Source organism: Erwinia piriflorinigrans CFBP 5888 (genome assembly GCF_001050515.1).
Lineage (GTDB): Bacteria > Pseudomonadota > Gammaproteobacteria > Enterobacterales > Enterobacteriaceae > Erwinia > Erwinia piriflorinigrans.
This window is the reverse complement of record NZ_CAHS01000017.1, coordinates 208,150-222,899: the sequence shown is the minus strand read 5'-3', so window position 1 is coordinate 222,899 and position 14,750 is coordinate 208,150. Positions and strand designations below refer to the sequence as shown.

Annotated in this window: 12 protein-coding genes; 9 read left to right on the top strand and 3 right to left on the bottom strand. The window is 52.8% G+C overall.

Annotated elements, in window-relative coordinates; genetic code table 11:
• Positions 1 to 15: 15 nt before the first annotated feature.
• On the bottom strand, positions 16 to 792 hold the full coding sequence (yaaA, locus tag EPIR_RS14055; protein WP_023656117.1) for a peroxide stress protein YaaA: 777 nt from the start codon (positions 790 to 792) through the stop codon (positions 16 to 18).
• 264 nt (positions 793 to 1,056) lie between these two features.
• Here yaaA and tal point away from each other — a divergent pair, with 264 nt between their 5' ends.
• Both tal and mog read left to right on the top strand, forming a co-directional pair.
• Positions 1,057 to 2,010, top strand: a complete 954-nt coding sequence (tal, locus tag EPIR_RS14050; protein WP_048697686.1) for a transaldolase — start codon at positions 1,057 to 1,059, stop codon at positions 2,008 to 2,010.
• A 163-nt stretch (positions 2,011 to 2,173) separates the two neighbouring features.
• Positions 2,174 to 2,761 (top strand): molybdopterin adenylyltransferase, encoded by a 588-nt coding sequence (gene mog / locus EPIR_RS14045; protein ID WP_023656115.1) that lies wholly within the window; start codon positions 2,174 to 2,176, stop codon positions 2,759 to 2,761.
• A gap of 129 nt (positions 2,762 to 2,890) precedes the next feature.
• On the opposite strand, the gene EPIR_RS14040 is transcribed toward mog, so the two are convergent.
• Positions 2,891 to 4,042 carry an acyltransferase family protein gene (locus tag EPIR_RS14040; protein WP_023656114.1) on the bottom strand — a complete coding sequence of 384 codons (1,152 nt, stop codon included), beginning with the start codon at positions 4,040 to 4,042 and terminating at the stop codon, positions 2,891 to 2,893.
• Positions 4,043 to 4,474: 432 nt separating this feature from the next.
• Here EPIR_RS14040 and dnaK point away from each other — a divergent pair, with 432 nt between their 5' ends.
• The 4 genes from dnaK to nhaA all read left to right on the top strand — a co-directional run bounded on the left by dnaK (position 4,475) and on the right by nhaA (position 9,508).
• A complete protein-coding gene (gene dnaK, locus EPIR_RS14035) occupies positions 4,475 to 6,388 on the top strand; it encodes a molecular chaperone DnaK (RefSeq protein ID WP_023656112.1) in 1,914 nt (637 codons plus the stop codon).
• Between the two features lie 110 nt (positions 6,389 to 6,498).
• Positions 6,499 to 7,641, top strand: coding sequence for a molecular chaperone DnaJ (dnaJ, locus tag EPIR_RS14030; protein WP_023656111.1), 1,143 nt, complete (start codon positions 6,499 to 6,501; stop codon positions 7,639 to 7,641).
• Between the two features lie 204 nt (positions 7,642 to 7,845).
• Complete coding sequence (locus tag EPIR_RS14025) at positions 7,846 to 8,136, top strand: Bor family protein (protein ID WP_048697714.1); 291 nt, start codon at positions 7,846 to 7,848, stop codon at positions 8,134 to 8,136.
• Between the two features lie 211 nt (positions 8,137 to 8,347).
• Complete coding sequence (gene nhaA, locus EPIR_RS14020; RefSeq protein WP_023656109.1) at positions 8,348 to 9,508, top strand: Na+/H+ antiporter NhaA; 1,161 nt, start codon at positions 8,348 to 8,350, stop codon at positions 9,506 to 9,508.
• A 370-nt stretch (positions 9,509 to 9,878) separates the two neighbouring features.
• Here nhaA and rpsT read toward each other — a convergent pair whose 3' ends face one another.
• Positions 9,879 to 10,142, bottom strand: coding sequence for a 30S ribosomal protein S20 (gene rpsT, locus EPIR_RS14015; protein ID WP_023656108.1), 264 nt, complete (start codon positions 10,140 to 10,142; stop codon positions 9,879 to 9,881).
• A 315-nt stretch (positions 10,143 to 10,457) separates the two neighbouring features.
• Between rpsT and ribF the strand changes: the two genes are divergently transcribed.
• The 3 genes from ribF to lspA are packed head-to-tail and all read left to right on the top strand — an operon-like array spanning position 10,458 to position 14,746.
• Complete coding sequence (gene ribF / locus EPIR_RS14010; protein WP_023656107.1) at positions 10,458 to 11,396, top strand: bifunctional riboflavin kinase/FAD synthetase; 939 nt, start codon at positions 10,458 to 10,460, stop codon at positions 11,394 to 11,396.
• A 36-nt stretch (positions 11,397 to 11,432) separates the two neighbouring features.
• Positions 11,433 to 14,249: an isoleucine--tRNA ligase gene (ileS, locus tag EPIR_RS14005; RefSeq protein WP_023656106.1), complete on the top strand. Its 2,817-nt coding sequence runs from the start codon at positions 11,433 to 11,435 to the stop codon at positions 14,247 to 14,249.
• Entirely contained in the window at positions 14,246 to 14,746 is a 501-nt protein-coding gene (gene lspA, locus EPIR_RS14000) for a signal peptidase II (protein ID WP_023656105.1), read from the top strand. The genes ileS and lspA overlap by 4 nt, the downstream gene beginning before the upstream one ends.
• The last annotated feature ends 4 nt before the right edge of the window (positions 14,747 to 14,750 follow it).

Below are 14,750 nucleotides of genomic sequence, written 5' to 3'. Positions count from 1 at the left end.
AGCCCTGCTGGGTTATTACGCCATTTCACGCCGCTTAAATACCAGCTCATTATCCGCTCCGGCCTCTGCGTCAAAGACATAGCCGTCAACGTCAAACTTTTTCAACTGTTCCACTTTGGTCAGCCGATGCTGAATAATATAGCGGCACATCAGGCCACGCGCTTTTTTAGCATAGAAGCTGATAACCTTAAATTTGCCGTTTTTCTCATCAAGGAACACCGGTTTGATGATATCCCCCTTGAGCTGCTTCGGCTTAATCGACCTGAAGTATTCGTCAGAGGCGAGGTTAATCAGCAGGTTATCGCCCTGTTGCGCCAGCGCCTCATTCAGGGCCGTGGTCAGCTTATCGCCCCAGAAGCTGTAGAGATCTTTACCCGCCGGGTTTGCCAGCTTAATCCCCATTTCCAGACGATAGGCCTGCATCAAATCTAGCGGGCGCAGCAGCCCGTACAAACCGGACAGCATGCGCAGATGCTGCTGGGCGAAAGTGAAATCATCCTCGCTGAAGGTTTCGGCCTGCAAGCCGGTATACACATCGCCTTTAAAGGCGAGGATCGCCTGACGCGCATTGTCCGGTGTGAAGTCCGGCTGCCAGTCGTTAAAACGTTCGGCATTGAGCACGGCCAACTTATCGCTGATATGCATCAGGGAAGCGATGTCAGCGGGAGAGAGGGTACGCGCCACGTTAATCAGCTTTTGTGACTCTGCCAGTAGTCCCGGTTGAGTGAAGCGTTCGGTTGCCAACGGGCTTGCAAAATCCAGCGTTTTGGCCGGGGAAATTACCATTAACATGCTCGCGTCCTTTTATCGTTTAAGCGCTTATTATGCAGAGAATTCTCCAGCGCTTACTGTAACAAAAAAGCGCCAGAGAGTGACTAATCACTGCCATCGGCGGGCAATAAAGGCTGAGGTGCCCTGTAAGAGCGCATTCGTGCGGCAAATTTAGCCTGCCGTGTTACCGGAAACGGCGCCGCTTGCATGGCAGGGTGCGCGTGCTATCATCCGGAACAGACATTTTCAACACCCCGACTACCAACCTTGATGAGAATGACAACCATGACGGACAAATTATCTTCCCTGCGTCAAGTCACTACCGTTGTTGCTGATACCGGCGACATTGCGGCGATGAAACTCTATAAGCCCCAGGACGCCACCACCAATCCTTCTCTGATCCTGAGCGCAGCACAGATCCCTGAATACCGTAAGCTGATCGACGCCTCCGTGGCGTGGGCGCGCGATCAGAGCAGTAACAAAGACGAGCAGGTTTCTTATGCCGCTGACCGTCTGGCCGTCAACATCGGTCTGGAGATTCTGAAACTGGTTCCTGGCCGTATCTCAACAGAAGTTGATGCCCGTCTGTCTTACGATACCGAGGGCAGCATTGCCAAAGCACGCAGCCTGATCAAATTGTATAACGATGCTGGCATCAGCAACGACCGTATCCTGATCAAGCTGGCTTCCACCTGGCAGGGCATTCGCGCCGCTGAACAGCTGGAAAAAGAAGGCATCAACTGTAACCTGACGCTGCTGTTCTCCTTTGCTCAGGCTCGCGCCTGTGCCGAAGCGGGCGTTTTCCTGATCTCTCCGTTTGTCGGCCGCATTCTTGACTGGTACAAAGCCAATACCGATAAGAAAGAGTACGCGGGCAATGAAGATCCTGGCGTCATTTCCGTCAGTGAAATCTACCAGTACTACAAGCAGCACGGCTATGAGACCGTGGTGATGGGAGCCAGTTTCCGTAATGTCGATGAGATTATCGAACTGGCTGGCTGTGACCGCCTGACTATTTCCCCGGCTCTGCTGAAAGAGCTGGCTGAAACCGAAGGCAGCATTGCGCGTAAGCTCTCTTACAGCGGCGAAGTGAAAGCGCGTCCGGCAAAAATGACCGAGTCTGAATTCCTGTGGCAGCATAATCAGGACCCGATGGCGGTACAGAAACTGGCTGAAGGCATCCGTAACTTTGCGGTTGATCAGGGCAAGCTGGATAAGATGATTGCTGATTTACTGTGATCTCCTGCATTCCTGAAGCATAAGCGGCACCGCCCGCGCGTGCTGACTCCGGTCACTTTTTGAAAGTGACCGGAGAAGGCGCGACAACACGCCCCCGCTATACATCCTGTTTGACTATGGTTTATCCTTCCTCCATTCCTTTTTTGTACACAGCGAAGAGCATATGAACACATTACGTATAGGACTGATTTCCGTGTCCGATCGTGCCGCTAATGGTATTTATCAGGATCAGGGCTTGCCGCTGCTGGAAGAGTGGCTCGGGCAGGCGCTGCTATCGCCATTTGAAACAGAAAAACGACTGGTTCCCGACGAGCAGCCGATGATTGAGCAGGCGATCTGCGAACTGGTGGATGAGCGCTTCTGCCATCTGGTTCTGACTACCGGCGGAACCGGCCCGGCGCGGCGCGATGTGACCCCGGATGCCACGCTGGCCGTTGCCGACCGTGAAATGCCCGGTTTCGGCGAACAGATGCGCCAAATCAGCCTTAACTTTGTCCCTACCGCGATCCTGTCACGCCAGGTGGCGGTGATACGTAAGCAGTCGCTGGTGATTAATCTACCGGGACAGCCAAAGTCGATCAGAGAGACGCTGGAAGGTCTGAAGGATGGGGAGGGTAACAGCCAGGTGTCGGGAATATTTGCCAGCGTGCCTTACTGCATTCAGCTGCTGGAAGGGCCTTATATCGAGACCAACCCGCAGACAGTGGTCGCATTTCGCCCGAAAAGCGCTCGTCGCGAGACAAACAGCTGAAGGTTCAGCCTGAATCACCTTCTCATGCGGTAAAAAACCGATTGGGCTGAACAGCCCCTTAACGTATTTGGGGCTGTTCAGCAGAGCAGTATTTTATATTGCCTGTTTGTTGTCAGGCGTTTATTAGCGTCAGGTTTTAGATGTTTCGACCTGGGAATTTCGTGTGGACAGAATAGATTTTCCGAGGCGAATTCCACTTTTCTCAATGAAATGATAAAGCACGGTAGATAACAGATAAATGGGCGGAATAACAACAGCAGCAACGATGGAGAAACGTATCACAGGGCTGTGTTCATTCAAGTTCCAATGAGTAAGCAGCAGGGCGATTGCCGGAATAACAATTAGCAGATGAAGCAAATACACCGAATAAGACACATCGCCCAACCAGGCACTAAAACGATTATTCAGCACTTTCCGTGGCCAGAAAATGAGTGATTCCATTTTACTGCCTTTAGAATGCTGCCAAAGAATGAGCGCCATAAATAATATCATCAGGACTTCCATCACTATTTGTAGCTTCATCACTTCAGCGGCGATAAATACGCTGGCAACCGGGCCTGCAAGGGCAAGTAAAATGTACAGCATGGATTTTCTACGCACGGCTTCAGCGAGCAGCATGCCGGAAAGGAAGATATTAAGTTTGATTAATATCAACGAGGGCATTTTAAACGCTTCATAATAGTCGCGGAAAACAAACTTCCCAATGATGCACAGCAACATGATAGCCAGCAGGCTACGGGCATAGCCGAAACGGCCTGCTATCAGCATGATAAAGGGGAATAGCATATAGAACTGCATCTCCAGACCAATGCTCCAGTCGGGAAGAGCGGTGTTAAAACCGTATTCAGGTAACAGTCCGAAGATAAAGGTGACGTGAGTAAAAATATTAGATAAAGACTGATCTGAATATCGCGATGCTTCAGTCGCTGAACCTGGGGAATAGAGTGAGATAACGTCTCGCATTTCACCAAGCCACGGGCCAAAGCAGATAGCTACCGCTAATAACGTATAATAAAGCGGGGCGATGCGGAAAAAGCGACGAATCCAGAACTTTCTTATTGTTTCCGCCTCATTCCACGGCTCTCTATCTTTGCGCTCGATATAATTTTTCGCCATCAGATAGCCAGAAAGAAGAATAAACAGGTCAACACCAATCCCAGGCGAAGAGATGAGCTTTATATGGAAGTTGACCAGCAAACTAATATGCCCCAGTAAAACCCACAAAGAGGCTATTCCTCTCAGTCCTTCCAGCTCTTTTGACCAGCCTCGTGATGCCGTCATTTCGTACCTCATATATGCCATCAATGTTTCATCATGTGTACACAATAAATGAACTGATATTGGCTTGACATCATTTATGCTTGTGGAGGTTCTTTATAAGATAATCCTTAAAATACGGGTTTGATAAAAAGGATGAGGAGTCGATCCCGTCTAATCTGGACTCAGTGGATTGCCGGGCAATAGCCCGTGCATAACGATGGCAGCCCGGCGTGGCATCAGTCTGACAGGATTGGGAAGCCGATGATTTTGCCGGGAAGTGAAAATTTTTTTACCCCGCCCCTTGATGCCGAGCTACCCGGCCCCATCTTATCTGGCATCCAAGAGTAAGAACCTGGAAAAAAAACGTAGGGCGAGCAGTTGAAACTGTAAAAGATGCCCACATTTAATGGTTCATAACCTGATTGATACAAATTTTAAGTGGGAGATGTTTAGATGGGTAAGATTATTGGTATTGACCTGGGTACAACCAACTCATGTGTTGCCATCATGGATGGCGGCAAGGCGCGCGTGCTGGAAAACGCAGAAGGCGATCGTACCACGCCTTCGATCATTGCTTACACCCAAGATGGTGAAACCCTTGTCGGTCAGCCTGCTAAACGTCAGGCCGTTACCAACCCGCAGAATACCCTGTTTGCGATCAAGCGCCTGATCGGCCGTCGCTTCCAGGACGAAGAAGTTCAGCGTGATATCAAAATCATGCCATTCAAAATCGTTGGCGCTGACAATGGCGATGCCTGGTTAGATGTGAAAGGCCAGCGTGTGGCTCCGCCACAGATTTCAGCCGAAGTGCTGAAAAAGATGAAGAAAACTGCCGAAGATTATCTTGGTGAAGCGGTGACCGAAGCGGTTATCACCGTACCCGCCTACTTTAACGATGCGCAGCGTCAGGCAACCAAAGACGCCGGCCGTATCGCGGGTCTGGATGTAAAACGTATCATCAACGAACCAACGGCAGCCGCACTGGCTTACGGTCTGGACAAAGGCCAGGGCAACCGCACCATCGCGGTATATGACCTGGGCGGTGGTACGTTCGATATCTCCATCATCGAAATCGATGAAGTTGACGGCGAAAAAACCTTTGAAGTTCTGGCAACCAATGGTGATACCCACCTGGGTGGTGAAGACTTCGACAGCCGCATGATTAACTACCTTGTGGCCGAGTTTAAGAAAGACCAGGGTATCGATCTGCACAACGATCCGCTGGCCATGCAGCGCCTGAAAGAAGCCGCAGAGAAAGCCAAAATTGAGCTGTCTTCAGCGCAGCAGACCGATGTTAACCTGCCGTACATCACGGCGGATGCCACCGGTCCTAAGCACCTGAACATCAAAGTGACCCGTGCCAAACTGGAATCGCTGGTTGAAGATTTGGTTACGCGTTCTATCGATCCGCTGAAAGTGGCTTTGCAGGATGCGGGTCTGTCCGTATCTGATATCAACGACGTTATCCTTGTCGGTGGTCAGACGCGTATGCCAATGGTGCAGGCGAAAGTGGCTGAGTTCTTCGGTAAAGAGCCACGTAAAGACGTTAACCCGGACGAAGCGGTTGCCGTTGGCGCTGCGGTTCAGGGCGGCGTACTGGCAGGTGAAGTGAAAGACGTTCTGCTGCTGGACGTGACCCCGCTGTCGCTGGGCATCGAAACCATGGGCGGCGTGATGACATCGCTGATTTCCAAAAACACCACGATCCCAACCAAGCACAGCCAGGTGTTCTCTACTGCGGAAGATAACCAGTCTGCGGTGACCATCCATGTGGTGCAGGGTGAGCGTAAACGTGCTGCGGATAACAAATCTTTGGGGCAGTTCAACCTTGATGGTATCCAGGGCGCGCCACGCGGTATGCCACAGATTGAAGTGACCTTCGATATCGATGCGGATGGTATCCTGCACGTTTCCGCTAAAGACAAAAACAGCGGTAAAGAGCAGAAGATCACCATCAAGGCCTCTTCCGGTCTGAATGACGAAGAGATCGAAAAAATGGTGCGCGATGCCGAAGCCAACGCCGAGTCTGACCGCAAGTTTGAAGAGCTGGTGCAGACGCGTAACCAGGGCGACCAGGCTGCGCACAGCACGCGTAAGCAGCTGGATGAAGCGGGCGATAAACTGCCAGCAGAAGACAAAGCGCCAATTGAAGCGGCCCTTGCCGAGCTGAACACCGCTCTGAAAGGTGAAGACAAAGCGGAAATCGAAGCCAAGATTCAGGCTCTGATGGAAGTCTCCGCTAAGCTGATGGAATTTGCTCAGCAGCAGCAGGCCGCTGGCGGTGCCGCTGATGCTTCCGAAAGCGCGAAAAAAGATGATGATGTTGTCGACGCTGAATTCGAAGAAGTGAAAGACAGCAAAAAATAAGCGCCCTTGAGCGGGCACGGTAGCCCAGCACAGGCTACCGGAATTAACCAGCACGGGCGTAGGATTTTATCCACGCCCGTGCACGCATGTTAAGGGCAGGACCAATCACAATGGCGAAGAGAGACTATTACGAGATTTTAGGCGTTGCCAAGTCGGCGGATGAGCGAGAAATCAAAAAGGCCTACAAGCGTCTGGCAATGAAGTTCCATCCTGACCGCAATCAGGGCGATAAAGAATCTGAAGGCAAATTCAAAGAGATTAAAGAAGCCTATGAGATCCTGACCGATGGCCAGAAAAGAGCGGCCTACGATCAGTACGGTCATGCGGCCTTTGAACAGGGTGGAATGGGCGGCGGCGGTCACGGCGGATTTGGTGGCGGCGGTGCTGACTTCAGCGATATCTTTGGCGACGTATTCGGCGATATTTTTGGTGGAGGCCGCCGTCAACAGCGCGCCGCTCGCGGTGCTGATTTGCGCTACAACATGGAGCTGTCGCTGGAAGAAGCGGTACGCGGCGTGTCCAAAGAGATCCGTATCCCTACGCTGGAAGAGTGTGGTGTTTGCCACGGCAGCGGCGCAAAAGCGGGGACTAAACCGCAAACCTGTTCAACCTGTCATGGTGCAGGCCAGGTGCAGATGCGTCAGGGCTTCTTTACCGTGCAGCAGGCGTGTCCTACCTGTCACGGACGCGGCTCAGTGATTAAAGATCCGTGCAATGCCTGTCATGGGCATGGCCGGGTAGAGAAGTCGAAAACCCTGTCGGTGAAAATCCCGGCTGGCGTTGACACCGGCGATCGTATCCGGCTTAACGGTGAAGGTGAAGCCGGTGAGCAGGGCGCTCCGGCTGGCGATCTGTATGTGCAGGTTCAGGTACGTAAGCACCACATCTTTGAGCGTGAGGAGAACAATCTCTACTGCGAAGTGCCAATCAACTTTGTGATGGCCGCGCTGGGTGGCGAGATTGAAGTTCCAACGCTGGATGGCCGCGTCAATCTGAAGGTGCCAGCAGAGACGCAGACCGGCAAGCTATTCCGCATGCGTGGCAAAGGTGTGAAGTCGGTACGTGGTGGTGCGCAGGGCGATCTGCTGTGCCGCGTAGTGGTCGAAACGCCTGTCAGCCTGAGTGAGAAACAAAAGACGCTGCTGCGTGAGCTGGATGAGAGCTTTGGTGGCCCGTCCGGGGAAAAAAACAGCCCGCGTTCTAAAACGTTCTTTGATGGCGTGAAGAAGTTCTTTGACGATTTGACCCGCTAATGATACCGGTGCGACTCCCTGCCACGGCAGGGAGTCGCACCGGTTCTAACCTCTGTCATCCTCAATTTTTTTCGGTTTTTATTCTGTCTTACCCAAAATTCCCCTTTTTGTATCAGTAAATTAATAATGCTGTTACTAATGGTTGCGTCTGGAATCATTTTGTTATTATATTTCGCTTCAATTTATCTAATGGACTTGGGTTTGATGAAAAAAATTTTGGTAGCAACGACTTTAGCCGTTCTTTTATCCGGCTGTGCACAGCAGACTTTTCAAATGAAGCACAATCAGGTGGCAGCGCCTAAGCAGGTGACCACTCACCACTTCTTCGTGTATGGCATCGGCCAGAAGAAAACGTTAGACGCAGCGGCAATTTGCGGTGGTGCTGCCAAAGTGGAACGCGTTGAAGTTCAGCAGACTTTCTTCAATGGCTTCCTAAGCGTAGTCACTTTCGGTATCTATACCCCGCGTGAAGCGCGCGTGTACTGCTCCCTGTAACTCTGCGACAGTCTCTAAGCCGCCTCAGGCGGCTTTTTAACCCGACCTGTATCCTGCTTCGTGTTACCTGACTCTGTCTCTCCTTCCCTGATTTAAACCCATTCTGAATATCTCTGCACCACTGGAAATAAACTGTTTTTTTCCAACAGACTAAACACGTATGCTGTTCGCAATCTGGACAATATCACCAGGGTAATCAGCGGAGTCTGTAATGAACCTGTTTCTAAAAAAACTGTTAAAAAATGATGCCACCGGCGGCGTGGTACTGATCGTCGCCGCAGCGTTTGCCATGTTTCTTGCCAATAACGACAGCACCCGGCATGCCTATCAGTCGATGCTCACCCTGCCGGTGCAGTTCCGTTTTGGCGCACTGGATATCAATAAAGATCTGCTTTTATGGATTAATGATGCGCTGATGGCGCTCTTCTTCCTGATGATCGGCCTGGAAGTGAAGCGTGAACTGATGATGGGTTCACTGAAGGGAAGGGAGCGGGCGATGTTCCCGCTGATTGCCGCCCTGGGCGGCATGCTGGCACCGGGGTTAATTTATGCCGCATTCAATCACCAGGACGCGCAGGCGATCCACGGTTGGGCCATTCCGACTGCCACCGATATTGCGTTTGCCCTGGGGATCCTTGCCCTGCTGGGAAGCCGTGTACCCGCCGCGCTGAAAATGTTCCTGATGGCGCTGGCGGTGATAGATGACCTCGGTGCGATCGTCATTATTGCCTTCTTCTATACCAGCGATCTTTCACTGGTTTCGCTGGCGGTGGCCGCAGCCTCCATTGCGGTTTTGGCCGTGCTGAATGCGTGTGGCGTGCGTAAAACCTCAGTTTATCTGGCTGTAGGAATGGTGCTGTGGGTCGCGGTACTCAAATCTGGCGTACATGCCACGCTGGCCGGGGTGATTGTTGGCCTGTTTATTCCACTGAAAAAACACGAAGGTCACTCGCCAGCAATAGAGTTGGCGCACGGCCTGCATGCCTGGGTCAGCTGGCTGATCCTGCCGCTGTTTGCATTCGCTAATGCCGGGATTTCCCTGAGCGGAGTCTCTTTGAACGGCCTGTTCTCTGCCGTACCGCTGGGGATTATGCTGGGGCTATTTATCGGTAAACCGCTGGGGATCACCCTGATTTGCTGGCTGGCGGTGAAGTTGAAAATTGCGGCGTTGCCCGAAAATACCCGCATCATTGATATTGCAGCGGTAGGCGTGCTCTGCGGTATTGGATTTACCATGTCAATATTTATCGCGTCTCTGGCGTTTGACGGCGCGCATGAAGAGCTGGTGACGCTGGCTAAGCTCGGCATTCTGAGCGGCTCGATTATCTCCGCGCTGGTCGGCTATGCGTTGCTGCGAGTCAAGCTGAGATAGGGCACGGGGTGGGCTGCACGGTTGGACGAGGTAGCCCGCTCTGCGAGTTTTGGCTGGTATAACCGATTTTTCCATATTGTATGGACGGCAGCGAGCAAAGGTGAGGCAAGGCAAAAGGTAACGAAAAAGCGCAGCTTGCCGCAGTAGGTGAGTATTTGAAGTGCTCTTTTTCCACCGAACAGAGTGTAGCGAGCAAAGGTGAGGCAAGGCAAAAAGTAACGAAAAAGCGCAGCTTACTGAAGTAAGTGAGCATTTTGAGGCGCTTTTTAACGCCGCATCACCGCCGCGCAGCAAACGTTTATATACCCCAAAAATAAAAAAACCGCCGGATAGGCGGTTTCTTTATCAAAGCTCGACTAACAAGCAGGCATTAAGCCATTTTGCTAATCTGTGCAGTCAAGTTTGCTTTATGACGTGCAGCTTTGTTTTTGTGGATCAGGCCTTTAGCAGCCTGACGGTCCACAAGTGGTTGCATTTCGTTAAATGCGTTCTGCGCAGCCGCTTTATCGCCAGTAGCGATAGCTGTGTATACTTTCTTGATAAAAGTACGCATCATTGAACGACGGCTAGCGTTATGCTTACGACGCTTCTCAGACGTTACGGCGCGTTTCTTAGCTGATTTGATATTAGCCAAGGTCCAACTCCCAAATAGTTCTATGAGGACATTCAAAGGCCGAGGAATATGCCCTTTTCGCCTTCGGTTGTCAATGGATTTGTGCAAATAAGCGCCGGTGAAGCAAAGGCACTTGGTTACGTTTCGATGGCGCAAGATTCTATCAGCTTCGTCCCGGCTAATACAGCTTAATCACAAGAAAAATATCATCCCGCGCTGGAAGAGCACCATACAGAACGAAATGCCAGGAAGAAAGCACCAAAGCCGGTATTCGTGGGTTAACCTTCCGGGCTGTACAAGGTATAATCCGCCGATTTCCACAAATTTGAGCCAGTTATGAAGTTGATACGCGGCATACATAACCTTAGAGAGCAGCATCGTGGCTGCGTACTCACCATTGGCAACTTCGATGGCGTACATCGTGGGCACCAGGCACTACTGGCACAGCTGTGCGCAGAGGGGCGTCAACGCCATTTGCCGGTGATGGTCATGCTGTTTGAGCCTCAGCCGCTGGAACTGTTCGCCGCCGAAAACGCGCCCGCCCGGTTGACGAGGCTGCGCGAAAAACTGCGCTATCTGCAACAAGCCGGTGTGGATGCGGTACTCTGTGTGAGCTTCGACCGCCATTTTGCCGCTTACAGTGCGCAAAGTTTTATCAGCGATCTGCTGGTGAATAAGCTCGGCGTGCAGCTGCTGGCGGTGGGGGATGATTTTCGTTTTGGCGCTGGTCGTCAGGGCGATTTCCTGTTATTACAGAAAGCTGGCGTTGAATATGGCTTTGATGTCAGCAGCACCGAGACGTTTTGCGACAGCGGAAAACGCATCAGCAGCACGTCGGTACGCCGGGCGCTGGCAGAAGACAATCTGTCGCTGGCGCAAACGCTGCTGGGGCGTCCATTCAGTATTTCTGGTCGGGTGGTGCATGGTGATGCGCTCGGCCGCACCATCGGTTTCCCGACGGCTAACCTACCGCTTCGGCGTACCGTCTCCCCGGTAAAAGGGGTTTATGCCGTGAACGTGCTGGGGCTGGGTGAGCGGGCGCTGCCCGGCGTGGCCAATATTGGCACGCGACCTACCGTTGCCGGGCTACGTCAACAGCTGGAAGTGCATCTGCTGGACGTCACCATTGACCTTTACGGGCGTCATATTGAAGTGGTATTGCTGGATAAGATACGCAATGAGCAGCGTTTTGCCTCGCTCGACGCACTGAAAGAACAAATTGCTAACGATGTTGTGACTGCCCGAGGCTATTTCGGGCAGCAAACATCGGTTTAAGTTTAAACAGAACCGACATACGGAACCGAGAATCTGATGAGTGACTATAAATCTACCCTGAATTTGCCGGAAACGGGGTTCCCCATGCGTGGCGATCTGGCCAAACGCGAACCGGGTATGCTGCAACGTTGGTATGATGACAAGCTGTACAGCATCATCCGCGACGCCAAAAAAGGGAAAAAAACCTTTATTCTGCACGATGGCCCTCCTTACGCTAACGGCAGCATTCATATTGGTCACTCTGTTAACAAGATTCTGAAAGATATTATTGTTAAGTCGAAAGGCATGGCGGGCTATGACTCGCCTTATGTCCCGGGCTGGGACTGCCACGGTCTGCCTATTGAGCACAAAGTAGAACAGACTATCGGTAAGCCGGGCGATAAAGTCAGCGCGGCGGAATTCCGTGCGGCCTGTCGTCAATACGCCGCCGAACAGGTGGAAGGGCAGAAAGCGGACTTTATCCGTCTGGGCGTGCTGGGTGACTGGGATCGCCCTTACCTGACGATGGACTTCAAAACCGAAGCGAACATCATCCGTGCACTGGGCAAAATCATCGGCAATGGGCATCTGCATAAAGGCGCCAAGCCGGTTCACTGGTGCCTGGACTGCCGCTCTGCGTTGGCGGAAGCGGAGGTTGAATATTACGACAAAACCTCTCCTTCTATTGATGTGATGTTTGATGCCGTAGATAAAGACGCGGTACAGGCTAAATTTGGCGCGGCCCACGTCGATGGCCCGATTTCACTGGTGATCTGGACCACCACGCCGTGGACCATGCCGGCCAACCGGGCGATCTCACTGCATCCTGAATTTGACTATCAGCTGGTGCAGATCGATGGCCGTGCGCTGATCCTCGCTAAAGATATGGTCGACAGCGTGATGAAGCGCGTTGGCGTGACGCAATGGACCGTGCTGGGCAACGTACAGGGCGCGGCACTGGAACTGATGGGCTTCCAGCATCCGTTCTTAGCTCACGTCTCTCCGGTGGTTCTTGGTGAGCATGTGACGCTGGAGGCCGGTACAGGTGCGGTTCATACCGCCCCTGGCCACGGCCCGGACGACTATGTGATCGGGCAGAAATACGGCATTGAAATTGCCAATCCGGTGGGGCCAGACGGCTGCTATCTGCCGGGGACTTACCCAACGCTGGACGGCGTAAACGTGTTTAAAGCCAACGAGCCGATCGTTGAACTGCTGCGTGAAAAGGGCGCGCTGCTGCATGTTGAAAAACTGCTTCACAGCTACCCGCACTGCTGGCGTCATAAAACTCCGATTATCTTCCGTGCGACGCCACAGTGGTTTATCAGCATGGACCAGAAGGGGCTGCGTGCGCAGTCGCTGAAGGAGATTAAAGGCGTGCAGTGGATCCCGGACTGGGGCCAGGCGCGTATTGAATCGATGGTGGCCAACCGCCCTGACTGGTGCATCTCGCGCCAGCGCACCTGGGGTGTGCCGATGGCGTTGTTCGTGCATAAAGATACCGAGCAGCTGCACCCGGATTCACTGGAACTGATGGAAAAAGTGGCCCAGCGCGTAGAGCAGGACGGCATTCAGGCGTGGTGGGATCTCGATGCCCGCGATCTGATGGGCGCGGATGCCGATAACTACATCAAGGTGCCGGATACGCTGGACGTGTGGTTCGACTCGGGTTCAACCAGCTATTCAGTGGTTGATGCGCGTCCTGAATTTGGCGGCAACGCGCCGGATTTGTATCTGGAAGGTTCTGACCAGCATCGCGGCTGGTTTATGTCGTCGTTGATGATTTCGACGGCGATGAAAGGTAAAGCGCCATACCGCCAGGTACTGACTCACGGCTTCACCGTCGATGGTCAGGGCCGCAAGATGTCAAAATCGCTGGGCAATACCATCAGCCCGCAGGATGTGATGAACAAACTGGGTGCCGATATTCTGCGCCTGTGGGTGGCGTCGACCGATTATTCGGGTGAAATCGCCGTTTCTGACGAAATCCTTAAACGCTCCGCCGACAGCTATCGCCGCATCCGCAACACCGCGCGTTTCCTGCTGGCCAACCTCGCTGGCTTCAATCCTGAAACCGACAAGGTTAAACCGGAAGAGATGGTGGTGGTTGACCGCTGGGCGGTTGGACGTGCGCTGGCAGCTCAAAATGATATCGTCGCTTCATATGAAGCCTACGACTTCCATGAAGTGGTACAGCGCCTGATGCAATTCTGCTCGGTTGAGATGGGCTCCTTCTATCTGGATATCATCAAAGACCGCCAGTACACCGCGAAAGCCGATGGCCTGGCACGTCGCAGCTGCCAGACCGCGCTGTGGTACATTGCTGAAGCGCTGGTGCGCTGGATGGCACCGATCATGTCCTTCACCGCTGATGAAATCTGGGGCTACCTGCCAGGCAAGCGTGCGCAGTATGTGTTTACCGAAGAGTGGTTTGACGGCTTATTCAGCCTGGAGGATAACCAGCCGATGAACGATGCCTACTGGGCTGAACTGCTGAAAGTGCGTGGTGAAGTCAACAAGGTTATCGAGCAGGCGCGTGCTGACAAGCGCGTGGGCGGTTCGCTGGAAGCCAGCGTGACGCTGTATGCCGATGCGCAACTGGCGGAAAAACTGACCAGCCTCGGCGAAGAGTTGCGCTTTGTGCTGCTGACCTCGGGTGCTGAAGTGGCGGATTATGCCCAGGCTCCCGACGATGCTCAACAGAGTGAAACGGTGAAAGGCCTGAAAATTGCCCTGCGTAAAGCAGAAGGTGAGAAGTGTCCGCGCTGCTGGCACTACACCAGCGATATTGGTCAGAATGCCGAACACGCTGAAATGTGCGGTCGCTGCGTGACGAACGTCGCCGGTAGTGGTGAAGAGCGTAAGTTTGCATGATGAGTCAACCCGTTCTCTCAACCGGATTGCGCTGGCTATGGCTGGTGCTGGTGGTGATCGCCATTGATTTCGCCAGCAAGCAGTGGATTATGAATAATCTGATGCTGCACGAGTCGATGTCGGTGATACCGTTCTTTAATCTCTTTTACGCCCACAACTACGGCGCGGCGTTCAGTTTCCTCGCCGATAAAGGCGGCTGGCAGCGCTGGTTCTTCGCCGGTATTGCTGTCGCTATTGTCGTGGTGCTACTGGTGATGATGTATCGCAGCAAAGCCAGTGACAAATTGAACAATATCGCCTATGCGCTGATTGTAGGCGGCGCGTTGGGTAACCTGTTCGATCGGGCATATCATGGCTTTGTCGTAGACTTCATCGATTTTTATATCGGTGACTGGCACTTTGCCACGTTTAACATTGCCGACTGCGGCATCTGTATCGGTGCTGCGCTGATCGTACTGGAAGGGTTTATCAGCCCGGCCAGTAAGCAGAAAGGGTAGCTGC

Bases quoted from the DNA above. Each gene is read 5' to 3' on its own strand.
- yaaA (WP_023656117.1), bottom strand. From the start codon at position 792: ATGTTAATGGTAATTTCCCCGGCCAAAACGCTGGATTTTGCAAGCCCG.
- tal (WP_048697686.1), top strand. From the start codon at position 1,057: ATGACGGACAAATTATCTTCCCTGCGTCAAGTCACTACCGTTGTTGCT.
- mog (WP_023656115.1), top strand. From the start codon at position 2,174: ATGAACACATTACGTATAGGACTGATTTCCGTGTCCGATCGTGCCGCT.
- EPIR_RS14040 (WP_023656114.1), bottom strand. From the start codon at position 4,042: ATGACGGCATCACGAGGCTGGTCAAAAGAGCTGGAAGGACTGAGAGGA.
- dnaK (WP_023656112.1), top strand. From the start codon at position 4,475: ATGGGTAAGATTATTGGTATTGACCTGGGTACAACCAACTCATGTGTT.
- dnaJ (WP_023656111.1), top strand. From the start codon at position 6,499: ATGGCGAAGAGAGACTATTACGAGATTTTAGGCGTTGCCAAGTCGGCG.
- EPIR_RS14025 (WP_048697714.1), top strand. From the start codon at position 7,846: ATGAAAAAAATTTTGGTAGCAACGACTTTAGCCGTTCTTTTATCCGGC.
- nhaA (WP_023656109.1), top strand. From the start codon at position 8,348: ATGAACCTGTTTCTAAAAAAACTGTTAAAAAATGATGCCACCGGCGGC.
- ribF (WP_023656107.1), top strand. From the start codon at position 10,458: ATGAAGTTGATACGCGGCATACATAACCTTAGAGAGCAGCATCGTGGC.
- ileS (WP_023656106.1), top strand. From the start codon at position 11,433: ATGAGTGACTATAAATCTACCCTGAATTTGCCGGAAACGGGGTTCCCC.
- lspA (WP_023656105.1), top strand. From the start codon at position 14,246: ATGATGAGTCAACCCGTTCTCTCAACCGGATTGCGCTGGCTATGGCTG.